The sequence below is a fragment of the Mycobacterium sp. 236(2023) genome (assembly GCF_029623955.1).
Lineage (GTDB): Bacteria > Actinomycetota > Actinomycetes > Mycobacteriales > Mycobacteriaceae > Mycobacterium.
Genome location: NZ_JARSBP010000002.1, coordinates 1,337,577 through 1,361,855, shown reverse-complemented (window position 1 = coordinate 1,361,855; position 24,279 = coordinate 1,337,577). Strand labels below are relative to the sequence as shown.

The 24,279-nt window shown below is 67.9% G+C and carries 21 protein-coding genes; 7 read left to right on the top strand and 14 right to left on the bottom strand.

What is annotated here, in order from left to right; all coding sequences use genetic code 11:
• Window positions 1-14 precede the first annotated feature (14 nt).
• The 4 genes from gatB to gatC all read right to left on the bottom strand — a co-directional run bounded on the left by gatB (window position 15) and on the right by gatC (window position 4,448).
• On the bottom strand, window positions 15-1,517 hold the full coding sequence (gatB, locus tag P9A17_RS09020; RefSeq protein WP_278038202.1) for an Asp-tRNA(Asn)/Glu-tRNA(Gln) amidotransferase subunit GatB: 1,503 nt from the start codon (window positions 1,515-1,517) through the stop codon (window positions 15-17).
• 100 nt (window positions 1,518-1,617) lie between these two features.
• Entirely contained in the window at window positions 1,618-2,649 is a 1,032-nt protein-coding gene (locus tag P9A17_RS09015) for an ATP-dependent 6-phosphofructokinase (RefSeq protein WP_278038201.1), read from the bottom strand.
• Between the two features lie 18 nt (window positions 2,650-2,667).
• Window positions 2,668-4,152 carry an Asp-tRNA(Asn)/Glu-tRNA(Gln) amidotransferase subunit GatA gene (gatA, locus tag P9A17_RS09010; RefSeq protein ID WP_278038200.1) on the bottom strand — a complete coding sequence of 495 codons (1,485 nt, stop codon included), beginning with the start codon at window positions 4,150-4,152 and terminating at the stop codon, window positions 2,668-2,670.
• Window positions 4,149-4,448, bottom strand: coding sequence for an Asp-tRNA(Asn)/Glu-tRNA(Gln) amidotransferase subunit GatC (gene gatC / locus P9A17_RS09005; protein WP_278038199.1), 300 nt, complete (start codon window positions 4,446-4,448; stop codon window positions 4,149-4,151). The genes gatA and gatC overlap by 4 nt, the downstream gene beginning before the upstream one ends.
• 83 nt (window positions 4,449-4,531) lie before the next feature.
• On the opposite strand from gatC, the gene P9A17_RS09000 reads away from it, so the two are divergent.
• On the top strand, window positions 4,532-5,191 hold the full coding sequence (locus tag P9A17_RS09000) for an amino acid-binding protein (RefSeq protein ID WP_278038198.1): 660 nt from the start codon (window positions 4,532-4,534) through the stop codon (window positions 5,189-5,191).
• A gap of 3 nt (window positions 5,192-5,194) precedes the next feature.
• Here the strand turns inward: P9A17_RS09000 and ligA are convergent, their stop codons facing one another.
• Entirely contained in the window at window positions 5,195-7,300 is a 2,106-nt protein-coding gene (gene ligA, locus P9A17_RS08995; protein WP_278038667.1) for an NAD-dependent DNA ligase LigA, read from the bottom strand.
• A gap of 93 nt (window positions 7,301-7,393) precedes the next feature.
• Here ligA and P9A17_RS08990 point away from each other — a divergent pair, with 93 nt between their 5' ends.
• Together P9A17_RS08990 and P9A17_RS08985 are read left to right on the top strand one after the other, a co-directional pair.
• Complete coding sequence (locus P9A17_RS08990; protein WP_278038197.1) at window positions 7,394-7,795, top strand: MmcQ/YjbR family DNA-binding protein; 402 nt, start codon at window positions 7,394-7,396, stop codon at window positions 7,793-7,795.
• Window positions 7,796-7,832: 37 nt separating this feature from the next.
• Window positions 7,833-9,437, top strand: coding sequence for a 4-coumarate--CoA ligase family protein (locus P9A17_RS08985; RefSeq protein ID WP_278038196.1), 1,605 nt, complete (start codon window positions 7,833-7,835; stop codon window positions 9,435-9,437).
• Here P9A17_RS08985 and P9A17_RS08980 read toward each other — a convergent pair.
• Together P9A17_RS08980 and P9A17_RS08975 are read right to left on the bottom strand one after the other, a co-directional pair.
• Entirely contained in the window at window positions 9,434-11,197 is a 1,764-nt protein-coding gene (locus tag P9A17_RS08980; protein WP_278038195.1) for a diguanylate cyclase, read from the bottom strand. The genes P9A17_RS08985 and P9A17_RS08980 overlap by 4 nt on opposite strands.
• An 82-nt stretch (window positions 11,198-11,279) precedes the next feature.
• Window positions 11,280-12,290: a methionine synthase gene (locus P9A17_RS08975; RefSeq protein WP_278038194.1), complete on the bottom strand. Its 1,011-nt coding sequence runs from the start codon at window positions 12,288-12,290 to the stop codon at window positions 11,280-11,282.
• 35 nt (window positions 12,291-12,325) lie between these two features.
• On the opposite strand from P9A17_RS08975, the gene P9A17_RS08970 reads away from it, so the two are divergent.
• Entirely contained in the window at window positions 12,326-12,973 is a 648-nt protein-coding gene (locus P9A17_RS08970; protein ID WP_278038193.1) for a sensor domain-containing protein, read from the top strand.
• Here P9A17_RS08970 and mnmA read toward each other — a convergent pair.
• The 6 genes from mnmA to P9A17_RS08940 form a co-directional block, all read right to left on the bottom strand.
• The gene (mnmA, locus tag P9A17_RS08965) at window positions 12,970-14,043 is read right to left on the bottom strand and encodes a tRNA 2-thiouridine(34) synthase MnmA (protein WP_278038192.1); all 1,074 of its coding nucleotides are present in this window, start codon (window positions 14,041-14,043) and stop codon (window positions 12,970-12,972) included. The two genes, P9A17_RS08970 and mnmA, sit on opposite strands and share 4 nt — an antisense overlap.
• 2 nt (window positions 14,044-14,045) lie before the next feature.
• Window positions 14,046-15,251, bottom strand: a complete 1,206-nt coding sequence (locus tag P9A17_RS08960) for a cysteine desulfurase family protein (protein WP_278038191.1) — start codon at window positions 15,249-15,251, stop codon at window positions 14,046-14,048.
• Window positions 15,252-15,297: 46 nt separating this feature from the next.
• Window positions 15,298-16,155, bottom strand: a complete 858-nt coding sequence (locus P9A17_RS08955) for a lysophospholipid acyltransferase family protein (protein ID WP_278038190.1) — start codon at window positions 16,153-16,155, stop codon at window positions 15,298-15,300.
• Window positions 16,152-17,003 (bottom strand): GNAT family N-acyltransferase, encoded by an 852-nt coding sequence (locus P9A17_RS08950; protein WP_278038189.1) that lies wholly within the window; start codon window positions 17,001-17,003, stop codon window positions 16,152-16,154. The genes P9A17_RS08955 and P9A17_RS08950 overlap by 4 nt, the downstream gene beginning before the upstream one ends.
• A 151-nt stretch (window positions 17,004-17,154) precedes the next feature.
• Complete coding sequence (locus P9A17_RS08945; RefSeq protein WP_278038188.1) at window positions 17,155-18,111, bottom strand: electron transfer flavoprotein subunit alpha/FixB family protein; 957 nt, start codon at window positions 18,109-18,111, stop codon at window positions 17,155-17,157.
• A 41-nt stretch (window positions 18,112-18,152) separates the two neighbouring features.
• Window positions 18,153-18,944, bottom strand: a complete 792-nt coding sequence (locus tag P9A17_RS08940) for an electron transfer flavoprotein subunit beta/FixA family protein (RefSeq protein ID WP_278038187.1) — start codon at window positions 18,942-18,944, stop codon at window positions 18,153-18,155.
• A gap of 195 nt (window positions 18,945-19,139) precedes the next feature.
• On the opposite strand from P9A17_RS08940, the gene P9A17_RS08935 reads away from it, so the two are divergent.
• The 3 genes from P9A17_RS08935 to P9A17_RS08925 are packed head-to-tail and all read left to right on the top strand — an operon-like array spanning window position 19,140 to window position 22,725.
• The gene (locus P9A17_RS08935) at window positions 19,140-19,928 is read left to right on the top strand and encodes a class I SAM-dependent methyltransferase (RefSeq protein ID WP_278038186.1); all 789 of its coding nucleotides are present in this window, start codon (window positions 19,140-19,142) and stop codon (window positions 19,926-19,928) included.
• Complete coding sequence (locus tag P9A17_RS08930) at window positions 19,925-21,496, top strand: glycoside hydrolase family 57 protein (RefSeq protein WP_278038185.1); 1,572 nt, start codon at window positions 19,925-19,927, stop codon at window positions 21,494-21,496. Before P9A17_RS08935 ends, P9A17_RS08930 begins: the two co-directional genes overlap by 4 nt.
• 2 nt (window positions 21,497-21,498) lie before the next feature.
• Window positions 21,499-22,725, top strand: coding sequence for a glycosyltransferase family 4 protein (locus P9A17_RS08925; protein WP_278038184.1), 1,227 nt, complete (start codon window positions 21,499-21,501; stop codon window positions 22,723-22,725).
• Window positions 22,726-22,760: 35 nt separating this feature from the next.
• Here the strand turns inward: P9A17_RS08925 and zwf are convergent, their stop codons facing one another.
• Window positions 22,761-24,278: a glucose-6-phosphate dehydrogenase gene (gene zwf / locus P9A17_RS08920; protein WP_278038183.1), complete on the bottom strand. Its 1,518-nt coding sequence runs from the start codon at window positions 24,276-24,278 to the stop codon at window positions 22,761-22,763.
• Window position 24,279: the final 1 nt, after the last annotated feature.

Below are 24,279 nucleotides of genomic sequence, written 5' to 3'. Positions count from 1 at the left end.
GGCAGGCCTTCGGGCTAGCTACAGGCGGCCATGACGAGTTCGCGCACCCGCGCGGCATCGGCCTGACCCTTGGTCGCCTTCATCACCGCGCCGACGATCGCGCCCGCGGCCTGCACCTTGCCACCGCGGATCTTCTCGGCCACATCGGGATTGGCGGCCAACGCTTCGTCGACGGCGGCCTGAATGAGCGAATCATCGCGGACCACGACCAGCCCGCGGTCTTTCATCACCTGCTCGGGTTCGCCCTCACCGGCCAGCACGCCTTCGACGACCTGCCGGGCCAGCTTGTTGGACAGCTTGCCGTCGTCGACGAGCTTGACCACCGCGGCCACCTGCGCGGGCGTGATCGGGAGCGCTTCGAGCTCGACTCCGGACTCGTTGGCCTTCTGCACGAGGAAGTTTCCCCACCAGGCGCGGGCGGCGTCGCTGGAGGCCCCCTGCGCGACGGTGGCAGCGATCAGGTCGAGCGCACCGATGTTGACGAGGTCGCGCATCACCTCGTCACCGATACCCCACTCCTGCTGAATTCGCTTGCGCGCCAGCCACGGAAGCTCCGGGATGGTCGCACGCAGCCGCTCGACGAGCTCAGCGCTGGGAGCGACGGGTTCGAGGTCGGGCTCCGGGAAGTACCGGTAGTCCTGCGCGGTCTCCTTGCTGCGCCCCGGCGAGGTGTAGCCGTCCTCGTGGAAGTGGCGGGTTTCTTGCGTCACCGTCCCGCCGGACTCCAGAACCGCTGCCTGCCTGCGCATCTCGTAGCGGACAGCCACCTCCACGCTCTTGAGGGAGTTGACGTTCTTCGTCTCGGTGCGGGTACCGAACTCGGCCCGGCCGATCGGCTTGATGGACACGTTGGAATCGCAGCGCACCGAGCCCTGATCCATCCGGACGTCGGATACATCCAAGGCGCGCAACAAGTCCCGCAGTGCCGTCACGTAGGCGCGGGCGATCTCGGGGGCGCGCTCGCCGGCACCCTCCACCGGTTTCGTCACGATCTCGATCAGCGGCACACCCGACCGGTTGTAATCGGCAAGCGAATTCGTGGCGCCGGCAATGCGTCCGGTGTCGCTGCCGACGTGGGTGAGCTTGCCGGTGTCCTCCTCCATGTGGGCGCGCTCGATCTCGATGCGCCAGGTGGTGCCGTCGTCGAGCGGCACGTCGAGGTAACCGTTGATCGCGATCGGCTCGTCGTACTGGGAGATCTGGTAGTTCTTCGGCTGGTCCGGATAGAAGTAGTTCTTCCTCGCGAAGCGGCCCCACGGCGCGATGTCGCAGTTCAGTGCCAGCCCGATGCGGATCGCCGACTCGACGGCGCTCTCGTTCAGAACCGGCAGCGACCCCGGCAGACCGAGGCAGACCGGGCACACCAGCGTGTTGGGCTCGGCACCGAACTTGTTGGCGCACCCGCAGAACATTTTCGTGGCGGTCGACAGCTCGACGTGGACCTCAAGGCCGAGCACAGGCTCGTAGGAGGCCAGGACTTCGTCGTAGTCGAGCAGATCAGCGGTCGCGACAGACATGTCCCAGATCCTAGTGGGTCACCTTTTCCCGGCGAGCAGACACAAACTCACGCGATTCAGCCGCAATTCGTGTGAGTTTCCGTCTTCTCGCGAGAAAAACTCAGCCGAAGAACTCGGCGGCGTCGTCGTAGCGGCTCTGTGGGACGAGCTTGAGCTGCTTGACGGCGTCGGCGAGCGGCACCCGCCCGATCTCCGTACCGCGGGCCGACACCATCATCCCGTACTCGCCGGCATGCGCGGCGTCGGCGGCGTTGACCCCGAAGCGGGTGGCCAGCACCCGGTCGTACGCGGTGGGGGTGCCGCCGCGCTGTACGTGGCCGAGCACCGTGACGCGTACTTCCTTCTTGATGCGCTTCTCCACCTCGATCGCCAGCTGCTGCGCCACGCCGGTGAACTTCTCGTGGCCGAACTCGTCCATGCCGCCCTGGCGCAGCTGCATCGAGCCTTCGGCAGGCTTGGCGCCTTCGGCGACCACGCAGATGAAGTGCGCATCGCCACGCTGGAAGCGCCGCTTCACCAGCCGGCACACCTCCTCGACGTCGAACGGCTGCTCGGGGATCAGCGTCATGTGCGCGCCGGAGGCCATGCCCGCGTTCAGTGCGATCCAGCCGGCGTGGCGGCCCATCACCTCGACCAGCATGACGCGCTGGTGGGATTCGGCGGTGCTGTGCAGCCGGTCGATGGCCTCGGTCGCGATGGTCAGCGCCGTGTCGTGGCCGAAAGTCACATCCGTGCAGTCGATGTCGTTGTCGATCGTCTTCGGCACGCCGACGACGGGCACACCTTCCTCGGACAGCCAGTGCGCGGCGGTCAGCGTGCCCTCGCCCCCGATCGGGATGAGCACGTCGATGCCGTTGTCCTCCAGCGTCTGCTTGATCTGGTCCAGTCCGGCACGCAACTTCTCGGGGTTGGTCCGCGCGGTGCCGAGCATCGTGCCGCCCTTGGCCAGCAGGCGATCGTTGCGGTCGTCGTTGGCGAGCTGAATCCGGCGATCCTCCAACAAGCCGCGCCAGCCGTCGAGGAACCCGACGACCGACGACCCGTACCGCGCGTCACAGGTGCGCACGACCGCTCTGATCACCGCGTTGAGGCCAGGACAGTCGCCGCCGCCGGTCAATACTCCGATACGCATGCTGTGCATCCTCCCCTGTTACAGCGCAGTTGGCAGCGGGCCGCGCGCCCTTTCGTAGGCTGCACCGACGCGGTAGAGCCGATCGTCGGCCAGCGCCGGCGCCATGATCTGCAGGCCGACCGGCAGGCCGTCGTCGGCGGAAAGACCAGACGGGACCGACATCCCGCAGTGACCGGCGAGGTTCAGCGGCAACGTGCACAGATCGAACAGGTACATCGCCAGCGGATCGTCGACCTTCTCGCCGATGCCGAAGGCCGTAGAAGGTGTTGCGGGCGACACCAGGACGTCGACCTTCTTGTAGGCCTCGTCGAGGTCACGAGCGATCAGCGTGCGCACCTTCTGCGCCTGGTTGTAGTAGGCGTCGTAATACCCGGCCGACAGCGCATACGCACCGATCATGATGCGGCGCTTGACCTCTGGGCCGAAGCCCGCGGCGCGCGTCAGCGCCATGACCTCCTCGGCGCTGTGTGTGCCGTCGTCGCCGACCCGCAGGCCGTAGCGCATGCCGTCGAACTTCGCCAGGTTCGACGACACCTCCGACGGCAGGATCAGGTAGTAGGCGGGCAGCGAGTAGTCGAAATGCGGGCAGTCGACCTCGGTGACCTCCGCGCCCAGCGCAGTCAGCTGCTCGACCGCGGCCGTGAACGACGCGAGGACGCCCGGCTGGTAGCCCTCGCCGCTGCGCAGCTGCTTGACGACGCCGATGCGCACACCGGTGAGGTCGCCGTCCGCACCCGCGCGGGCCGCGGCGACCACGTCGGGCACCGGGGCGTCGACCGACGTCGAATCCCGCGGATCGTGACCGGCGATGACCTGGTGCAACAGCGCGGTGTCGAGCACGGTACGCGCGCACGGCCCGCCCTGGTCCAGCGATGACGCACACGCGATCAACCCGTACCGGGACACCGTGCCGTAGGTGGGTTTCACGCCGACGGTGGCGGTGAGCGCCGCGGGCTGACGGATCGAGCCACCCGTGTCGGAGCCGATGGCGAGTGGGGCCTGGAAGGCGGCCAGCGCTGCCGCGCTGCCGCCACCCGATCCGCCGGGCACCTTGTCGACGTTCCACGGGTTGCGGGTGGGCCCGTACGCCGAGTTCTCGGTGGAGCTGCCCATCGCGAACTCGTCCATGTTGGTCTTGCCGAGGATCGGGATGCCGGCGGCGCGCAGCCGCGCGGTCACCGTCGCGTCGTACGGCGACGTCCACCCGTCGAGGATCTTCGATCCGCAGGTGGTCGGCATGTCGGTCGTCGTGAAGACGTCCTTGAGCGCCAGCGGGACGCCCGCGAGCGGCGAAGGAAGGTTGTCACCGGCGGCGACAGCGTTGTCGACGGCGGCGGCGGCGGCCAGCGCCCGCTCCCCCGCGACGTGCAGGAACGCGTGGTATTCGCCGTCGGTGGCGGAGATCTGGTCGAGATGGGCCTGGGTGACCTCGACCGACGACACCTCCTTGGCGGCGATCTTCGCGCCGAGGGTGGCCGCATCGAGCTTGATCAGGTCGCTCATTCGGCTTCTCCCAGAATCCGCGGCACCTCGAACCGGCCGTCCACCGCGGCGGGCGCGCCGGACAGCGCCTCGTCCTGAGTCAGGCACGGCTGCGGCTCGTCGGTCCGGAACACGTTGACCGATGTGAGTGGGTTGTCGGTGGCTTCGACGCCCGTGACGTCGACGGCCTGGATCTGGCTGACGTGGCCGAGAATGGCGTCGAGCTGCCCGGCGAAGCTGTCGAGTTCACTGTCGGTCAGGGCGAGGCGCGCGAGGCGTGCGAGGTGCGCAACCTCGTCTCGGGAGATCTGGGACACGACCACGAAGCCTAGTCGAGGCACTCTCACAGCCTTCTCGCCCGAGTCGCCCAAACCTGTCAGGCCATGACACAGTGTTGGCCGTGCCTTCCTATCTGCTGCGGGTCCAGCTACAGGACCGGCCCGGCAGCCTCGGCTCTCTGGCCGTGGCTCTGGGTTCGGTGGGCGCCGACATCTTGTCCCTCGACGTGGTGGAACGCGCTGCGGGCTACGCGATCGACGATCTGGTGGTGGAACTCCCGCCCGGCGCCATGCCCGACATGCTCATCACGGCCGCCGAGAACATCAACGGCGTCTACGTCGACAGCATCCGACCCCATACCGGCCTTCTCGAGGCGCATCGTGAACTCGAACTGATCGACCAGGTTGCCGCCGCCGACGGGAGGCTCAAGCGGCTGCAGGTACTCGTCGACGAGGCGCCGAAGGTGTTGCGCGTCGGCTGGTGCACGGTCGTCGAGCTGACCGATGCCGGCGCCACTCGCGTCGTCGGCAGCTCCGGCGCGCCCGAGACGCAGGCCGCCGACCTGCCGTGGCTGCCGATCGAGCGGGCAGAGGCGCTGGACGCCACCGCGGACTGGGTGCCGCAGGTGTGGCGGGACATGGACACCACGCTGGCCGCAGCACCGCTGAGCGATCCGCGTACGGCCATCATGCTGGGCCGGGCAGGGGGCCCGGCGTTCCGGCCGAGCGAGGTCGCCCGGCTCGGCTATCTAGCCGGAATCGTCACGACGATCATCGGCTGACCCCTACTCGGGGTCGCCCTCCGGCTCCGGCGTCGCAGGACCGTTGGCCAGCAGGTCGCGGAATCCGTCCTCGTCGAGGACCGGCACGCCGAGCTCGACCGCCTTGTCGTACTTGGATCCGGGAGCGTCGCCCGCGACGACGTACGCCGTCTTCTTCGACACCGAGCTGGCCGCTTTACCGCCCCGGGTGATGATCGCTTCCTTGGCCTCATCGCGGCTGAACCCGGTCAGCGATCCGGTGACGACGATGGACAGTCCCTCAAGCGTGCGCTCGATGCCGGCGTCACGTTCGTCGGCCATCCGCACGCCCGCCTCGCGCCATTTGTCGACGATCGCGCGGTGCCAGTCGACGGTGAACCAGTCGATCACCGCGGCTGCGATGGTCGGTCCGACGCCCTCGGTGCCGGCCAGCTGCTCCTCCGATGCGGCCACGATCGCGTCCAGGCTGCCGAATTCGGTGGCCAGCGCCCGTGCCGCCGTGGGGCCGACGTGGCGGATCGACAGCGCGACCAGCACCCGCCACAGCGGCTGCGCTTTGGCCTTGCCCAGGTTGGCCAGCAGCCGCTTGCCGTTGGCCGACACCTCACCGGCCTTGGTCGTAAACAACTCGGTGCGCAGCAGGTCCTCGGCCGTCAAACCGAACAGGTCACCCTCGTCGCCGATGACCTCGGTCTGCAGCAGGGCTGACGCGGCCTCGTAACCCAGGCCCTCGATGTCGAACGCGCCGCGGCCCGCGACGTGAAAGACGCGCTCCCGCAACTGCGCTGGACAACTGCGTGTATTGGGGCAGCGGATGTCCGCATCGCCCTCTTTGGCCGGAGCCAGTTGCGTGCCGCACTCCGGGCAGTGGGTCGGAAATTCGAATTCGCGCTCAGTGCCGTCGCGGAGATCCACGACCGGTCCGAGCACCTCCGGGATGACATCGCCCGCCTTGCGGATCACCACGGTGTCGCCGATCAGCACGCCTTTGCGCTTGACTTCCGACGCGTTGTGCAGCGTGGCCAGCCCGACGGTCGAACCGGCGACCCTGACCGGTTCCATGTAGGCGAACGGGGTGACCCGACCGGTGCGGCCGACGTTGACCCGGATGTCGAGGAGCTTGGTCTGCGCCTCCTCCGGCGGGTATTTGTAGGCGACGGCCCAGCGCGGCGCACGCGACGTCGCGCCGAGACGGCGCTGCAGCGCCACGTCGTCGACTTTGACCACCAGGCCGTCGATTTCGTGTTCGACGTCGTGGCGGTGCTCACCCCAGTAGGCGATCCGTTCGGTGACCGCGTCGAGCCCCTTGACCTGTGCGGTGTGGTCGGAGACGGGCAGCCCCCACGCCTTGAGCGCCCGGTACGCGTCGTGCAGGGACTTGAACGGGAATCCGCCCGGGCTTTCGATGTGCCCGAGGCCGTGGCAGATCATCCGCAGCCGCCGCTTGGCCGTGACGGCGGGGTTCTTCTGGCGCAGCGAGCCCGCGGCACTGTTGCGGGGATTGGCGAACGGCGGCTTGCCCTCGGCGACCAGGCCGGCGTTGAGGTCTTCGAAGTCGGCGACCCGGAAGAAGACCTCGCCACGCACCTCGAGAACATTCGGCAGCGGGAATTCGTCTGTGCCGCTGAGCTTCTCGGGAATGTCGTCGATGGTTCGGGCATTCAGCGTGACGTCCTCACCCGTGCGGCCGTCGCCGCGGGTCGCCGCCCGTTCCAGGCGGCCGTCTCGGTACACCAGCGCCAGCGCGACGCCGTCGATCTTGAGCTCACACAGATACTGGGCGTCGGCACCGATCTCGTTCTTGAGCCGCGCAGCCCAGGCCGCCAGCTCGTCGGGGTCGAACACGTTGTCCAGGCTGAGCATCCGCTCGAGGTGATCGGCGGACGTGAAGTCGGTGGCGAACCCGGCGCCGCCGACGAGCTGGGTCGGCGAATCCGGGGTGCGCAGTTCGGGATGGGCGTCCTCGAGCGCCTGCAACGCGCGCAGAAGCGTGTCGAACTCGGCGTCCGTGATGATCGGAGAGTCCCTGACGTAGTAGCGGAACTGGTGCTCGCGAACCTCGTCGGCGAGCTCCTGCCACGTCCGGCGCACATCGGCGTCGGGAGCATCGTCGGCCTGCGCGGCCAGCACCGACTCGGGATTCGCCTTCGCACTCACCCCCGCAGGTTATCGGAGCGCGCCGACATCCCGAATCACGTCTGACGGGCTGGGTAGCCTGACACCATGCCGCATCCGGTCATGTTTCGCGACGACGATCTGGGGCTGGCTGAGGTGCGTGAGATCGCGCTCGGGTTCCCGGCGGCGTTCGAGAAGATCTCGTGGGGCAGGCCGGTCTTCTGCGCGCCGAAGATGTTCGTCATGTACGGCGGCAGCGTGAAGGGTGACGCCAAAGGCGAATACGTCCAGTACCCGCACTCGATCCTGATCAAGGTCGACGACAGCGACCGCGCCGCGCTCGAGCAGGACCGCCGCTTCTTCTTCCCTGCCTACATGGGCCCCTTCGGTTGGCTGGGCCTCGACTTCACGGCCAAGAAGGTCGACTGGGATGAGGTCACCGAACTGGTTGACGCGTCGTTCCGGATGGTCGCGGCCAAGAAATTGATCAGACAACTCGACGAACGCTGACCCAGACGCGGCGCGTCGTGGTTCGATCGGAGACACCATGAGCTTCGCAAGCCCCTTCCCCGAAGTCGACATCCCCACCGCCAGCGTCCACGATTTCCTGTTCTCCGGGATCAGCGACGCCGACCTCGACCGCGTCGCGTTGATCGACGCCAGGTCCGGCAGACAGACCTCCTACCGCGAGATGGTCGCCCGCATCGACTCGTTCGCCGGTGCACTGGCCGCACGCGGTATCGGCGTCGGGGACGTAGTCGGTCTGCTCGCCCCCAACAGCTCGGCGTTCGCCGTTGCGTTCCACGGCATCCTGCGCGCCGGGGCGACGGCCACGACGATCAACGCGCTGTTCACCCCCAAGGACATCGCCAAGCAGCTGGCCGACTCCAAAGCCCGGATGCTGATCACAGTGACGCCTCTGCTCGCCTCTGCGAAGGAGGGCGCCGCGCTCGCGGAACTCAGCGACGAGGATCTCGTTGTGCTCGACGGGGCGGGACGCGCAACAGACGGCCATCCCAACGCCGCCGATCTTCTCGCCTCGGGAACCGCTGCGCCACAAGTGGATTTCGCCCCGTCGTCGCATCTGGCAGCTCTGCCGTACAGCTCGGGGACCACCGGCAATCCCAAGGGCGTGATGCTCACCCATCGCAACCTGGTCGCCAACGTTGCGCAGATCCGCCCGCTGCACGGCATGCAACCCGACGACGTCGTGCTGGCCGTGCTGCCGTTCTTCCACATCTACGGGATGACGGTGCTGCTCAACGCCGCTCTGCACGCGCGGGCGCGGCTCGTCATCATGCCGAGCTTCGACCTGGGCGAGTTCCTCGGCAACATCGCCGGGCACAAGTGCACGATCGCGTTCATCGCGCCTCCCGTCGCGGTGGCGCTGGCCAAGCACCCGCTCGTCGACGATCACGACCTGTCGTCGCTGAACGTGGTCATGTCGGGCGCCGCACCATTGGACGCCGACCTCGGCCATGCCGTCGCGAAACGACTGGGCTGCAAGGTCGTTCAGGGTTACGGCATGAGCGAGCTCAGCCCTGTCAGCCACATCACCCCGTTCGACGGCGGACGCGTCAACATGCACGACGAGGCGCCGCTGAGCTCGGTCGGATGGACGGTCTCCAATGCCGCATCCAAGCTTGTCGACCCCGAGACCGGTGACGAAATCGACGTCCCCGAACAGGGTTTGAGCAAGACCGGCGAGCTGTGGTTCAAGGGGCCCAACGTGATGGCCGGCTACCTCAACAACGACAGCGCCACCAAGGAGACGATCGACGACGACGGCTGGCTGCACACCGGCGACCTCGCCCAGGTGGACGACAAGGGCCTGGTCTACATCGTCGACAGGCTCAAAGAGCTGATCAAGTACAAGGGCTACCAGGTGCCGCCCGCCGAACTGGAGGCGGTTCTGCTGTCTCACCCCGACATCGCCGACGCCGCCGTGATCGGCGTGCGTGACGACGAGGGCGAGGAAGTGCCGAAGGCGTTCGTCGTCAAGCAGGCCGATGCAGCGCTGTCCGAAGCCGACGTGATCGAGTTCGTCGCCGGTCAGGTCTCGCCCTACAAGAAGGTCCGTCAGGTCCAGTTCATCGACGCGATACCGAAGTCGGCGTCGGGCAAGATCCTGCGCAAGGACCTCCGAAACTAGAGCTGCGTCAACTGGTTTCGTCCCTGGCTCTTGGCCTGATAGAGAGCTTTGTCGGCGCGCACCACCGTCTCGATCAACGTTTCGGAGATCAGATGCACGGTGTAGCCAATCGAGCAGGTCTGGCCGAAGGGCACGCAGTGGCGCAGCCTGTTCAACAGCCACTCGGCATGCGCCGGAGTCGCACCCGGCAGCGCGACGATGAATTCCTCGCCGCCCCAGCGCGCGAACACGTCCTCGTCGCGGATCGACGCCGCGGCTGCCGCGGCGAAGCGCTGCAACAGCGCGTCGCCCGCGGTGTGGCCACGACTGTCGTTGTAGGACTTGAAGTTGTCCAGATCGATGACGGCAACCGTCAATGGGGCCTGCGGTGACGCAGCGGGGATCAGTTCGGACACCCGCGCATCCCAGGCCTGCCGGTTCAGCACGCCGGTCAGCGGATCGGTTGCGGCCGAAAGCCGCAGTGCCGCTTGGGCGGCGGCGTCGGCGGAGACATCGCGGACTTCGAGTTGGACGCTGGGAACACCGGCGTGGTTGACCGCTGTCGCGTTGAATTCGACGAGGATCTCGGCGCCGTCGAGCCGGCGCAGTACACCCCGCACCGCCCGCACCGGCGCCAGTCCCGCCAGAGTCTCGTCCAGCAGCACCTGCGTGTCGGGCCGACGCCGGGCCGGCACGAAATCCAGGGCCGGAAGCAGCGCGACATCCTCGGCGCTCGTCGCGCCGAGCAGTACCACTCCCTCAGGGTTGACGTAGGCGAGTTTGCCCTGATCGTCGACGACGATCACCGCGGCAGGCGACTGCTCGACCAGCCCGCGCCATCGCTGTTCGGCCGCGGCATGCGCGGCGCGCGCGGCGGCCAGATCGGTCACGTCCGTGGACACCCCGCCGACACCGATGACGTCGCCACCGTCGTCGAAGATCGGGAACTTCATCGACTGGTAGATGTGCACGGATCCGTCGGGGTGGATCACTTCCTCGCTGAAAACCTGACGCTCCCTGGCTTCCATGATCCGGCGATCGTTTTCGCGGTACGCATCGGCCACCTCGCGGGGAAAGAAGTCGTAATCCGTTCCGCCGGTCAGTTCACCCCCGGCCTGCGTCACATGTTCGAGCGCCCGGTTCGACATCAGGAAGCGGCCCTTGACGTCCTTGGCGTACACGAGGACATCGGTGTGCTCCAGCACGCCGGAGAGCACGCGCTGCTGCAGGCGCAGCGCCAGATCGGCCGCTTGGCGCGCTTCGACTTCGGAGGCGAAGCGTCGGGCCCGGCGGCGCAGAGTCAGCAGGCTGAGGATCTGGTCGGCGAGCGCCTCCAGGTGCGTGCGCTGCTCGGCTGACAGTGTCCGCGGTTCACGGTCCAGCACGCAGAGCGCCCCGAGCGCGTGCCCACCGTCGGTGAGCAGGGGTACCCCTGAGTAGAAGCGCACGAACGGATCGCCGACGACCATGGGGTGATGAGCGAAGCGGGAATCCCGGTGGGTGTCGGGAATCTCGACGGTTTCGGCGCCGGACATGATCTGCGCGCAGAAAGACAGCTCGCGTGGGGTCTCGCCGATGTTCACCCCGTGGCCGGACTTGATCCACTGACGCTCGGCGTCGACGAAGCCGACCAGGGCCATCGGCACCCCGCACACGTGTGCCGCGAGGGCGGCGACCCGGTCGAACATGACTTCGGGCGCGGTGTCGAGGATTTCGTAGGAATGCAGCGCAGCAAGGCGAGCCGTCTCACCGTCCGAGAGGTTCCCCGACAACAGCATCATCCTCGTGACGTTCCACACGCCGGCAATCGATCCAGCGGCACCCGCGACTGAGAGTAGACGAGTGTGCGGGGTCGTTCGACTCTCAGATTCCGTCGGGATCGTCGGTGAGGCCATCGGCTGCCCGCTGCGCCAATTCGACGGCCGAACGCGCCCACGCCGCAGTCGCGCCTGCGAGCCCGCAGGCAGGGGTGATGCCGACGCGGTCGAGCAGCACGGAACGGGCGAAACCCAGCCGGTCGGTGATGCCTGCGACCGTGGCGGCGATCTGCTCGGCCGTGGGCTTCTGCCCCGAGATTCCGGTGGGTACCGCGCCCAACAGAACCGTCCTGCCCGAATCGATGAACTCGCCGATCCCGTCCAGGTCGCTGGCCGTCACGGTGTTGACATCTACAGACACCGCGCTGATGCTGCTGCGCTGCAACAGTTTCCATGGCAACCCCGCGGCGCAGCTGTGCAGTGCGACCTCGCTGCCCACGGCGGCGACGCAGTCGTCGAACAGCGCGGCGACGACGGCCTCGTCGACCGGATGCACCGGGTTCAGGCTGGTCACCCCCGTGAGCCTGCCTGCCAGCGCTGCGGGCAGTGACGGCTCGTCGAACTGCACGACCACCGGGCTTTCCAGCCTCCGCTCCAGATGCTTGCAGTGCTGGGCCACGCCCTCGGCAAGGGAGGCGGTCAGATCGCGGACCGCGCCGGCGTCGGTGATCGCGCGGTGCCCGCCCGGCAGTTCCAGCTGGGCGGCCAACGTCACCGGGCCGGGGGCCTGCACCTTGACGACGCGCTCGCCGCCACGCAGACCCGCTTTCTCCCAGGCTTCCTCCAGTGCGTCGACGTCCTCGTCGAGCAGGCTGACGGCGCGCCGGGTCACCGAGCTGCGACCCTGGGCGATGCGGTAACCCCGCGGGACGGTGTCGAGGGCGATGTCGACGAGCAGGGCGCCGGCACGCCCGATCAGGTCGGCGCCCAGGCCACGGGCGGGCAGCTCGACGAGGTGCGGTAGTCGGTGGAGTTCACCGACCACCACCTCGGCCGCATCCCTGGCAGAGGTACCGGGCCAGGACCCGATGCCGGTCGCGGCGGCGAAGACACTCACTCGCCCGACGATATTGCACGCACTAGGGTCCTGGTATGACGGGCCGCGCATCGACGTCACTGCTGTGCGCTACCGCGCTGCTCGTCGCGGGGTGCACTCAGACCGTCGGCGGCACCGCCGTCCGCCCTGTCCCGGGGATCGACGAGGATTCGCGCTCCCCCGTCGATGTCGACGGCGTCCTCCTCGATCGATCGCAGATGCAGGCGATCACCGGTGCCGGCGTCGACCTCACACCCATCCCCGGCACGGACAGCAAGGTTCCCGTGGATCTGTCGATGCCGGATTTCTTCCTGAAAAATATTCCGCAACAATGCCATTGGGCCTACGACGAGACACAGATCTTCGGTCCCGACGTCGAGGAGTTCCGCAAAGAGAGCTACCAGAACCCGCCCGGTGGCGGCATCATCTCCCAAGGCGCCGCGGGCTACCGCGACACCGCAACGGCGCGTGGGGTGTTCGACGACGTCGTCGCCCAGATCCAGGAGTGCGGCACCACGCGCTCCAGCGGGGCGACGGTGGGCGAGATCACGGCCACACCGGATTCCATACACACAAGGACCGGCAACTGCGGCCGCGACTACCGGGTGAAGTCGGCCGTGCTCGTGGAGGTCACGTTCTGCGCGTTCCCGGATTCGGTGCCGGACATCGTGGTGACCAACATCGTGGCCAACATCCCGGATTAGCGCGCGGAGCGGATGGTCGCGCTCGCCAGCACCTCGTCGCCGTCGGGGTCGGGCCGGTACAGCACCAGCGTCTGGCCGGGTGCGACGCCGCGCAGTGGTGTGCGCAACGTGACGTCGAGGGTCTCGCCGTGGAGTTCGGCGACGGCGTCGGCGATGCCTCCGTGCGCGCGCACCTGCACGACGCATTCCACCGGCCCCTCGGGCGCCTCACCGGAGGTGAACACCGGAGCGTCCCCGACAAGGCCCGAGACCTCGAGGTCGGCGACATCGCCGACGTGCACGGTGCCCGTCTGTGCGTCGATCCCGGTCACGTACCGCGGACGACCGTCAGGGCCGGGGCCCGGAATGCCGAGGCCTTTGCGCTGGCCGATCGTGAAGCCGTGTATGCCGTCGTGCTCGGCGAGAACCGCACCGGCGGAGTCGACGACGCTACCGCGGCGCACACCGATGCGGGCCCCGAGGAAGGCCTTGGTGTCCCCCGACGGGATGAAGCAGATGTCGTGGCTGTCGGCCTTGTCGGCGACGGACAACCCGAGGCGTGCAGCTTCTTCGCGAATCTGCGACTTCGGGGTGTCCCCGATCGGAAAGACGGCGTGGCGCAGTTGTTCGGCCGACAGCACGGCCAGCACATAGGACTGATCTTTGTCATGGTCGACCGCACGGCGCAGGCGGCCGTCGGACAGCCGAGCGTAGTGACCGGTGGCGAGGGCATCGAAGCCGAGCGCGAGCGCGCGGGCAGCCAACGCGGAGAACTTGATTCGCTCGTTGCAGCGCACACACGGGTTGGGGGTCTCGCCGCGCGCGTAGGATTCGACGAAATCGTCGATCACGTCCTCTTTGAAGCGGTCGGCGAAATCCCACACGTAGAACGGGATCTCGAGCACGTCGGCCACTCGCCGCGCGTCGCCGGCGTCCTCCTTCGAGCAACAGCCGCGGGATCCGGTGCGCAACGTTCCCGGCGCCGACGACAGTGCCAGGTGCACGCCGACCACGTCGTGTCCGGCGGCGACCATTCTGGCTGCGGCCACCGAGGAGTCGACGCCACCGCTCATCGCGACCAGTACCCGCATGGCTAGTGCCGTCCCGAACTGGCGAGCGCCGCCTGCCGGGCCCGCTCCACCGCGGCGGGCAGGACTTCGAGCACTGCCTCGACGTCGGCGTCGGTACTGGTGTGGCCCAGCGACATCCGCAGCGACCCCCGGGCGCTGGCCGGATCGGCACCCATCGCGGTCAGCACGTGGGAGGGCTGCGCCACACCTGCCGTGCAGGCCGACCCCGTCGAGCATTCGATTCCCTTGGCATCCAGCAGCATCAGCAGCGAGTCGCCTTCGCAGCCGCGGAAGGTGAAGTGGGCGTTGCCTGGCAGCCGACCCGCGCCGGACGCACCGTTGACGTCGACGTCGTCGATCGCGTCGAGCACACCGTCGATGAGGCGGTCGCGCAACTCGGCCACCCGGACGCTGCCCGTCTCCATCGAGTCGACGGCGATCCGCGCGGCGGCCGCCATACCGACCACGCCGGCGACATCCTGTGTGCCCGAACGTACGTCGCGCTCCTGGCCGCCGCCGTGCAACTGCGGGACGCACGCCGCGTCGCGGCGCAGCAGGAGCGCCCCGACACCGGTAGGACCGCCGAACTTGTGGGCGGCGATACTCATCGCCGACAGTCCGCTGGCGGCGAAGTCGACGGGCAACTGGCCGATCGCCTGGATCGCGTCGCTGTGCATCGGGATGTCGAATTCTGCTGCGATGGAGGCGAGTTCGGCGATCGGCATGACCGTCCCGACTTCGTTGTTGGCCCACATCACCGAGACAAGTGCCACGTCGTCGGGTTCACTCAATGCGGCGCGCAGATCGGCGGGGCCGACGGCGCCGTGCTCGTCGACAGGCAGCCAGGTCACCTCCGCGTCCTCGTGCTCGACCAGCCAGGCCACCGCGTCGAGGACGGCGTGATGCTCGACGGGGGTCGTCACGATGCGGCGGCGCTGCGGCGCCCCGTCGCGGCGGGCCCAGAAGATGCCCTTGATGGCGAGGTTGTCGCTTTCCGTTCCGCCGGCGGTGAAGATCACCTCGGACGGGCGCGCGCCCAGCAGATGGGCCAGGGTCTCCCGCGACTCCTCGAGACGGCGCCTCGCGAGCCGGCCGGAGCCGTGCAGCGACGAGGCGTTTCCGACCGTCGCCAGCGCAGCGGCCATCGCCTCGATGGCGGCGGGACGCATCGGGGTGGTGGCGGCGTGGTCGAGGTAGACCGGCCTGGGAGCGGGCGCGGACGCAGACATAGCCGTTCCAGGATAGCCGTCGCGTCGCCGACTTCTCCTACCGCGCTCAGGCGACCAGTGCGTGACCCTCACCGCGGTCGGAAGTCGTCACCTGCGTCGACCGGCCGGCTCCGCGGACGGCGTCCTCGCACCGCGCCATCAGGTCGCGGCGGTCCTCGCCGGGCAGTTGCAGTGATTCGACGTGGATGTGGCACACCGTCCTGCGCGCCGTGATGACCCGCTTGATGGAGGTCAGCAGCGTGTCGTCACCGACGAACGCGGGCACGGTGGACGGTCGCCCGTCCTTGTGACGATAGGTCAGCCGCAGCGGCTGTACTGGCCTTCCTGCGTCGATCGCGGCCTGGAACATCGCGGGACGGAATCGCCCGTGTCCGAGGCCGCACCAGGTCGTCCCCTCGGGGAACGCGACGACCGTGTGTCCGGCACGCAGCCGATCGGCCACGGCTGCGACCACGGCGGGCAGACGGCGCAGGCGGGCGCGGTCGATCGGGATCACCTTCATGATCCGCACGATCGGTCCGAGGGCAGGCCAGCTGGTGAGGTCGGCACGGGCCACGAACGAACCGGGCAGCACTGTGCCGATGGCGAAGACGTCCAGCCACGACACGTGGCCGCTGACGACGAGGACGCCGCGCAGATTGCGGATCGGCCCACCCGACACCGCCATCCTCACCCCGAGGCAGCGCAGCATCATGCGGCAGTATCCGCGCTGCAGATGCGAACGGCCCGGCAGCGGCAGGGCCAGCAGCCACACACAGGAGAAGAGCGTCACCGCCGCGGCGACGCGCACCGACGTGCGCAGCGCGACCACCCACCGGTGGCCGGGACCGTCGGCTCCGGCGTGGACGCACCCTATGCCGCAGGTGGCGGGCTGCAGCCAGGCATGTTCGGTGCCGACGGTCATGACTGCACTCCGACCGCGGCCGCGGCGCCTACCGACCGCAGCCGTTTCAGGTAGCGGACGTCAGCGCGGCGTTTGTCGAGCAGGGCCGGGAAATCGCCCACGCCGAAATCCGGGTCGTGGGCCGGCTCGCCGCAGATCTGCGCGCCCAGCCGCAGGTAACCGCGCATCAGGGGCGGCACCGACACCCGCGCGGGCGGTTCGATGTCGTCGAGGGCGCGCCCCTCGACGACGACCGGGCGGTACGGGTAGACGGTGTATTCGGCCGGGGCGGCGTTGCGCCGCATGACGAAATCGCGGACTCCGCGCAGCTGGCTGCCCGGCGGGTCCTGCTGTTGCGGGTCTTCGACCGGGACAGACACGCAACCGGTCACGTAGTCGTAGCCGCTGCGGTCCAGGTAGGCGAGGATGCCGGCCCACATCATCAGCACGACGGCACCGTTGCGGTGATCGTGACGCACGACGGCGCGTCCCATCTCGACCAGCGACGGCCGCAGCGTGTCCAGCGCGGCGACCTCGAATTCGGTGGCGGTGTAGAGCCCGCCGGCAGCGGTCGCGCCCGGCGGCGGGAGCATGCGGTAGCAGCCGACGAGTTCGCCGGTGTCGTCGTCCCGTACCAGGAGGTGGTCGCAGAACTCGTCGAAGCGGTCAGCGTCCAGCCCGGCCCCGCCGTCGCCGGATCGGCTGGTGTCTTTCAGCGCGAAGCCGGGCTCCGAGGTGAACACATCGTGTCGTAGGCGTTGAGCGGCTTCGATGGAATCGGCGTCGGTGCACAGCAGCATCGAATATCTCGGTGCGGAGCCGGCGGGGATAGAGGTGTCGCTGGGGATGAGTACAGAGGCAGTGCTCATAGCTGCACGGTCGCGCAGGCGTTGGGCGCGATGGCAATCGCTGCGTGACGTGTTCGTGAGCGCTAGGTGACGGTTCGGTTGGCCGAGATGAAGCAACAGGCCCCCATCTCGGTGTGAGATGGGGGCCTGTTGTTGGTGCTTGGCTGCGGTATCAGCCCTTGCGGGACTTGACCGCCTCGGTCAGCTGCGGGGTGACCTTGAACAGGTCGCCCACGATGCCCAGATCCGCGATCTCGAAGATCGGGGCTTCTTCGTCCTTGTTGACCGCGATGATCGTCTTGGACGTCTGCATGCCGGCCCGGTGCTGGATGGCTCCGGAGATGCCCAGCGCGATGTAGAGCTGCGGGGACACGGTCTTGCCGGTCTGGCCCACCTGGAACTGGCCCGGGTAGTAGCCGGAGTCGACCGCGGCGCGCGAGGCACCGACGGCACCGCCGAGCGAGTCGGCGAGGTCCTCGACGACCTTGAAGTTCTCCTCGCTGCCGACACCGCGGCCACCGGAGACGACGACGGTCGCCTCGGTGAGCTCGGGACGGTCGCCGGCGACGGCCGGCTCACGCGAGGTGATCTTGGTGGCGTTCTCCGCCGCGGCGGGCACCTCGACGTTGACGACCTCACCGGCTCCGTCGGCCGGCTCGGCTTCGATCGATCCGGGACGGACGGTGATGACCGGGGTGTCACCGACGGCCTCGGCTTCGACGGTGTAGGCGCCACCGAAGATCGAGTGGATGCCCTTGCCGCCTTCCTTCACCTCGACGACGTCGCTGAGGATGCCGGAGCCGATGCGGGCGGCCAGGCGTCCCGCGATCTCCTTGCCGTCGGCGCTGGCGGCAAGCACGACGGCCGCCGGCGTCGCGGACTCGGCCAGCGAAGCCAGCACATCCACGTACGGGGTGATCAGGTAGTTCTCTGCGTCGTCGGACTCGGCGACGTAGACCTTGGCAGCGCCGGCGGACTTCAGTCCGTCGACGAGGCCCTCGGCGGTGCCGGGCTCGCCGACGACGACGGCCGCGGGCTCGCCCAGTGCGCGGGCGGCGGTGATCAGTTCGGCGGTGACTTTCTTCAACGCGCCTTCGGCGTGCTCGACGAGCACAAGTACTTCAGCCATGGGTTTCGTTTACCTCTATGTCTGTTCGGATTCTGGATGTCTTAGATGATCTTTTGACCGACCAGGTACTCGGCGATCTTCTTGCCGCCCTCGCCCTCGTCGGTGACCTTTTCGCCCGCGGTCTTCGGCGGCTTCGGCGTCGATGACAGCACCTTCGAGCCGGCGTTGGCGACGCCGACCTCGTCGGCCTCGACACCGATCTCGGCCAGCGTGAGCTTTGTCACTTCCTTCTTCTTGGCGGCCATGATGCCCTTGAAGGACGGGAAGCGGGGCTCGTTGATCTTCTCGTTGACGCTGACCACGGCGGGCAGACTCGCTTCGAGCGTGAAAACGCCGTCGTCGGTCTCGCGCTCGGCGGTGACGTTGCCGCCCTCGACGGTCAGCTTGCGCACGTGGGTCAGCTGCGGCAGACCCAGGTATTCAGCGATGATCGCCGGGACGGCGCCGCCGGTGCCGTCGGTGGCTTCGTTGCCGGCGATGACCAGCTCGGTGCCCTCGATGGTGCCCAGCGCACGGGCCAATGCCCATCCGGTCTGCACCATGTCGGATCCGTGCAGGCCCTCGTCGACCAGGTGAACCGCCTTGTCGGCTCCCATGGACAGCGCCTTGCGGATGGCCTCGGTGGCGCGCTCAGGACCTGCGGTCAGAACCGTTACGGTGCTGTCTCCGCCTTCTTTCTCCTTGATCAGCAGCGCCTCCTCGACGGCGCGCTCGTTGATCTCGTCCAGCACGGCGTCCGCTGCTTCCCGGTCGAGGGTCCAATCACCCTCGGACAGCTTGCGCTCGGACCACGTGTCAGGGACCTGTTTGATCAGGACCACGATGTTCGTCATGACTCTGGTTCGTCCTCCTCGATGAGGCCGCCAACCGGCCTGCATTACCACGTTCGAAGCAATCACCCCCATGTTACCCGCGGGTAACTTCAGGGGGTTCGCAGAAACACCATAGCTGGTCGAAGTTTGCGATCTGTATCGCCCGGGCTCGCGAAGAGTTCGCCATCTGTCGGTTACGGGTTAGCCTGCCTTCCAATGAGCGCAACTGTGAGCAACGGCACGCATGGCGACTACACGCCCATGGCGTTGACCGGTGAGCGGACCGTCCCCGGCCTCGCCGAGGAGAACTACTGGTTTCGCCGCCACGAGGTGGTCTACCGCCGGCTGCTGGAGCGCTGCCGCGGCCGCGACGTGCTGGAAGCCGGCTCCGGTGAGGGTTACGGCGCCGACCTGATCGCTGACGTCGCCTCCAGCGTGATCGGCCTGGATTACGACGAATCAGCGGTGGCGCACGTCCGCGCGAGGTACCCCCGTGTCGACATGCGGCAGGGAAATCTGGCGAATCTGCCGCTACCGGACTCCTCCGTCGATGTCGTCGTCAACTTCCAGGTGATCGAGCACCTGTGGGATCAGGGCCAGTTCGTCGCCGAATGCGCGCGCGTCCTGCGTCCCGGCGGGATCCTGCTGATGTCGACGCCCAACCGCATCACCTTCTCCCCCGGGCGCGACACCCCCGTCAACCCGTTCCACACGCGCGAGCTCAACGCCGCGGAGATGACCGAGCTGCTCGAGTCCGCCGGCTTCGAGCTGGAGGCGATGCTCGGGGTCTTTCACGGCACCGCGCTCACGGAGATGGATGCCCGCCACGGCGGCTCGATCATCGACGCACAGATCGCCCGCGCGCTGGCCGACGCCCCGTGGCCGGCAGAGCTGCTCGCCGATGTCGAGTCCGTCACCATCGACGACTTCGACCTCACGCCTGCATCGGAGCGCAACATCGACGACAGCCTGGATCTGGTCGCCATCGCGGTCGTCCCGGCGTGAGCAACAGCACCGAGCCCGTTCCCGGGCTCTTCACCCTGGTCCTGCACACGCACCTGCCGTGGCTCGCGCACCACGGCCGGTGGCCGGTCGGTGAGGAATGGCTCTACCAGTCCTGGTCCGCGGCATACCTGCCGCTGATCCGGGTGCTGCGAACCCTGGCCGCCGAGGACCGCAGACACCTGGTCACGCTCGGCATCACGCCGGTGGTCGCTGCACAGCTCGACGATCCGTACTGCCTGCAGGGCATGAACCACTGGCTCGCAAACTGGCAGCTGCGCGCCCTCGAAGCCGCGTCGACGCGCGTCGCATCGGGAACCTCGGCCGCATCGGAGCCGAATGCGTTGCGGCAGTTCGGTTCCCGCGAGTACGCCGAGGCGCAGCGTGAGCTCACCGAATTCGACACCCTGTGGCGGCACGGCGCCAGCCCGCTGGTGCGGGAACTGCTCGACGGGCAGGTCGTCGAACTGCTCGGCGGGCCGCTCGCCCATCCGTTCCAGCCTCTGCTGAATCCGAGGCTGCGTGAGTTCGCGCTGCGCGAGGGCCTCGGCGACGCGAACGCCCGATTCGCGCACACGCCCACGGGTATCTGGGCGCCCGAGTGCGCCTACGCGCCCGGCATGGAAACCGGCTACGCCACCGCCGGGGTGAGCCACTTCATGGTGGACGGACCGTCGTTGCGTGGCGACACCGCACTCGGGCGGCCTGTCGCCGACTCCGGCGTCGTCGCCTTCGGCCGCGACCTCCAGGTCAGCTACCGCGTCTGGTCACCGCGGTCGGGGTATCCCGGCCACGCCGCCTACCGCGACTTCCACACCTACGACCACGCCACCGGGCTCAAACCGGCCAGGGTGACCGGGCGCAACGTCGCCTCAGAAGACAAGGCGCCCTACGACCCTGAGCGCGCCGATGCCGCCGTCGACATCCATGTGGCCGACTTCGTCGAGACGGTGCGCCAGCGCCTCGTCAACGAGAGCGCCCGCATCGGCAGACCGGCCCACGTCGTCGCCGCGTTCGACACCGAACTGTTCGGCCACTGGTGGTACGAGGGGCCCGTGTGGCTCGAACGCGTGCTGCGGGCTCTGCCCGCCGCCGGTGTGCGCGTCGGCACCCTGTCCGATGCGATCACCGACGGATATGTCGGAACACCGGTCGAATTGCCGCCCAGCTCATGGGGTTCGGGCAAGGACTGGCAGGTGTGGTCGGGCGACAAGGTCGCCGATCTCGTCCGGCTCAACAGCGAGGTCGTCGACACGGCGCTGAGCACCGTCGATAAGGCGCTCGCTCACGGCGCTGCGCTGGGCTCCCCCATCCCGAGGAATTTCGTCGCCGATCAGATCTTGCGCGAGACCCTGTTGACCGTGTCGAGCGACTGGCCGTTCATGGTCAGCAAGGATTCCGCGGCCGATTACGCGCGCTACCGCGCCCACCTGCACGCCCACGCCACTCGTGAGATCTCTGCGGCGGTGGCGTCCGGTCGTCACGACCATGCGCTCCGACTCGCCGAGGGGTGGAACCGCGCCGACGGACTGTTCGGCGCGCTCGACGCGCGGAGGTTGCCGAGGCCGTGAGAATGAAAATCCTTCTGGTGTCGTGGGAGTACCCGCCGGTGGTGATCGGCGGCCTCGGCCGCCACGTCCACCACCTGGCAACCGAACTCGTGACGGCGGGCCATGACGTCGTCGTGCTGAGTCGCCGTCCGACGGCCACGGATCCGCAGACGCACCCGACCACCGACGAGGTCCACGAGGGCGTGCGGGTCATCGCGGCGGCCGAAGACCCGCACGAGTTCACCTTCGGCACCGACATGATGGCGTGGACATCGGCGATGGGCCACGCGATGGTCCGCGCCGGCCTGATGCTTGCCGACTGGCGCCCCGACATCGTGCACGCCCACGACTGGCTGGTCGCCCAGCCCGCGGTGGCTCTGGCCCAATTCTTCGACGTGCCTCTGGTTTCGACGATCCATGCGACCGAGGCCGGCCGACACTCCGGCTGGGTATCGGGTGCGGTGAGCCGTCAGGTGCACGCGCTCGAGTCGTGGTTGGCGCGTGACTCGGATTCGCTGATCGCCTGTTCGGCGTCCATGCGCGACGAGATCACCACGCTGTTCGGTCCCGAATTGGCGGAGATCACGGTCATCCCCAACGGGATCGATACCGATGGTTGGCCTTTCGCGCCGCGCCGGCCGCACGCCGGGCCGCCGGAGCTGCTGTATTTCGGCCGCCTCGAATACGAGAAGGGCGTGCATGACGCCATCGCAGCGCTGCCCAGGATCAGACGCGCGCACCCCGGCACGATGCTGACCATCGCGGGTGACGGGACGCAGCTGGACTTCTTGACCGAGCAGGCGCGCAAGTACAAGGTGTTCAAGGCAACGAAATTCGTTGGTCGCGTTGATCATTCGCAACTCCTGACACTCCTGCACCGCGCAGACGTGGCGGTGCTGCCGTCGCACTACGAGCCCTTCGGGATCGTCGCCCTCGAGGCGGCCGCCGCCGGTATCCCGTTGGTCACGTCGACGGCGGGTGGACTCGGCGAGGCCGTCATCGACGGTGAAACGGGTATGTCGTACCCGCCGAGCAACATCGGAGCTCTCGCCAATTCGGTCCGCGCGGTTCTCGACGACCCAGCCGGAGCCCAGCAACGAGCGATCGCCGCGCGGGAGCGGCTCACGTCCGACTTCGCCTGGCAGACAGTAGCTTCCGAAACAGCACAGGTGTATCTGGCCGCCAAGCGCGCCGTGCGCAGGCCGCAGCCGAGAAGGCCGATCGAGGAGCGCCCACTGCCCGACCGATGAGCGCTCGCGCGAAGAGGAGAGAGCACCGGTAGGGCTCAGCTCTTCTTGTCCCGCCACGCCCGCTCGAAGGGCAGCCGCCACGCATTCGGCGCGATCAGCTGGTGGATCGAGTTGGGACCCCACGTCCCCGGCTGATAGCTCTTGACCGCAGGAGGATCGGCGAGCAGATCCACCGAACGCTCCCACAGGGATTCGATGCCCTCGGCGGTCGTGAACAAGGTGTGATCGCCGCGCATCGCGTCGAGGATCAGCCGCTCGTACGCTTCGAGCACATCCCCGAGCTGCTCGGTCTCCTGAGTGGAGAACTGCATCGACATCTTCTCCAGCTTCATCCCCGGCCCGGGTCGCTTGCCGTAGAACGACAACGACACCTTCGAGGCGTCGGCGAGGTCGAACGTCAGATGGTCCGGCCCCTGGGACCCGACGCCCGACCCCGACGGGAACATTGTGCGCGGCGCCTCCTTGAACGCGATCGAGATGATGCGCATGCCCTCGGCGAGCTGCTTGCCGGTGCGCAGGTAGATCGGCACCCCGGCCCAACGCCAGTTGTCGATGCCGACCTTGAGGGCGATGAATGTCTCGGTATCGGAATCCCTTGCCACACCGTCGAGTTCGCGATATCCGGCAAACTGCCCGCGGACCACGTCGGAACACTCGATCGGCAGCATCGAGCGGAACACCTTGTTCTTCTCTTCGCTGATCGCGCGAGGCTCCAGCGCGGTCGGCGGCTCCATCACGACGAACGCCATCACCTGGAACAGGTGGGTGACGACCATGTCCTTGAAGGCACCGGTGCTTTCGTAGAAATTGGCCCGCTCGTCGAGGCCGAGCGTCTCGGGGATGTCGATCTGGATGTGGTCGATGAAGTTGCGGTTCCAGATCGGTTCGAAGAGGCCGTTGGCGAACCGGAACGCAAGGATGTTCTGCGCCGCTTCCTTGCCGAGGAAGTGGTCGATGCGGAAGATCTGGCGCTCCCGGAACGTCTCGTGCACAAAGTCGTTCAATGCGACAGCACTGGCTAGGTCGGTGCCGAACGGCTTCTCCATGACGACGCGCGAGCGGGCCACCAGGTCGGCATCGCGCAACATCGTGATCACCGCGCGCGCCGCCTTGGGCGGTACCGACAGGTAGTGCAGCCGCTGGACTTCCAGATCGACGTCCGCACCCTCGGTCAGTCGAGCCTCCGCCTCTGCGACCGCCTTGGCCAGCACCTCAGGGCCCGCGCCCTGCGGGACGTAGGTCACGATTTTCGCGAAGTTGGCCCACTGCTCGTCGGTGAGCTTGTGGGTGCCGTACTTCTCGATGGATTCCTTGGCCAGTGCACGGAACTCGTCGTCGGTGAGGTCCTCCAACGATGTGCCGACCACCTGGATGTGAGGCGCCAACTCGGATTGGTCCAGGTAGGCCATGCCCGGGATCAGCTTCCGCTTGGCCAGATCACCCGTCGCACCGAACAGCACGATGACGTGGGGTGCGAGCGGTTCCTCGTCCCTGCGGTAGGGGCGAGCGCCGGGGGCGGGATACGAGATCGTCTGGGGCTTCCTAGCGGTCACA

Bases quoted from the DNA above. Each gene is read 5' to 3' on its own strand.
- P9A17_RS08970 (WP_278038193.1), top strand. From the start codon at position 12,326: ATGACGGGCCGCGCATCGACGTCACTGCTGTGCGCTACCGCGCTGCTC.
- mnmA (WP_278038192.1), bottom strand. From the start codon at position 14,043: ATGCGGGTACTGGTCGCGATGAGCGGTGGCGTCGACTCCTCGGTGGCC.
- P9A17_RS08990 (WP_278038197.1), top strand. From the start codon at position 7,394: ATGCCGCATCCGGTCATGTTTCGCGACGACGATCTGGGGCTGGCTGAG.
- P9A17_RS08945 (WP_278038188.1), bottom strand. From the start codon at position 18,111: ATGGCTGAAGTACTTGTGCTCGTCGAGCACGCCGAAGGCGCGTTGAAG.
- P9A17_RS08950 (WP_278038189.1), bottom strand. From the start codon at position 17,003: ATGAGCACTGCCTCTGTACTCATCCCCAGCGACACCTCTATCCCCGCC.
- gatA (WP_278038200.1), bottom strand. From the start codon at position 4,152: ATGAGCGACCTGATCAAGCTCGATGCGGCCACCCTCGGCGCGAAGATC.
- P9A17_RS08940 (WP_278038187.1), bottom strand. From the start codon at position 18,944: ATGACGAACATCGTGGTCCTGATCAAACAGGTCCCTGACACGTGGTCC.
- P9A17_RS08955 (WP_278038190.1), bottom strand. From the start codon at position 16,155: ATGACCGTCGGCACCGAACATGCCTGGCTGCAGCCCGCCACCTGCGGC.
- P9A17_RS08960 (WP_278038191.1), bottom strand. From the start codon at position 15,251: ATGTCTGCGTCCGCGCCCGCTCCCAGGCCGGTCTACCTCGACCACGCC.
- P9A17_RS09015 (WP_278038201.1), bottom strand. From the start codon at position 2,649: ATGCGTATCGGAGTATTGACCGGCGGCGGCGACTGTCCTGGCCTCAAC.
- P9A17_RS08985 (WP_278038196.1), top strand. From the start codon at position 7,833: ATGAGCTTCGCAAGCCCCTTCCCCGAAGTCGACATCCCCACCGCCAGC.
- P9A17_RS08935 (WP_278038186.1), top strand. From the start codon at position 19,140: ATGAGCGCAACTGTGAGCAACGGCACGCATGGCGACTACACGCCCATG.
- P9A17_RS08980 (WP_278038195.1), bottom strand. From the start codon at position 11,197: ATGATGCTGTTGTCGGGGAACCTCTCGGACGGTGAGACGGCTCGCCTT.
- gatB (WP_278038202.1), bottom strand. From the start codon at position 1,517: ATGTCTGTCGCGACCGCTGATCTGCTCGACTACGACGAAGTCCTGGCC.
- P9A17_RS08925 (WP_278038184.1), top strand. From the start codon at position 21,499: ATGAAAATCCTTCTGGTGTCGTGGGAGTACCCGCCGGTGGTGATCGGC.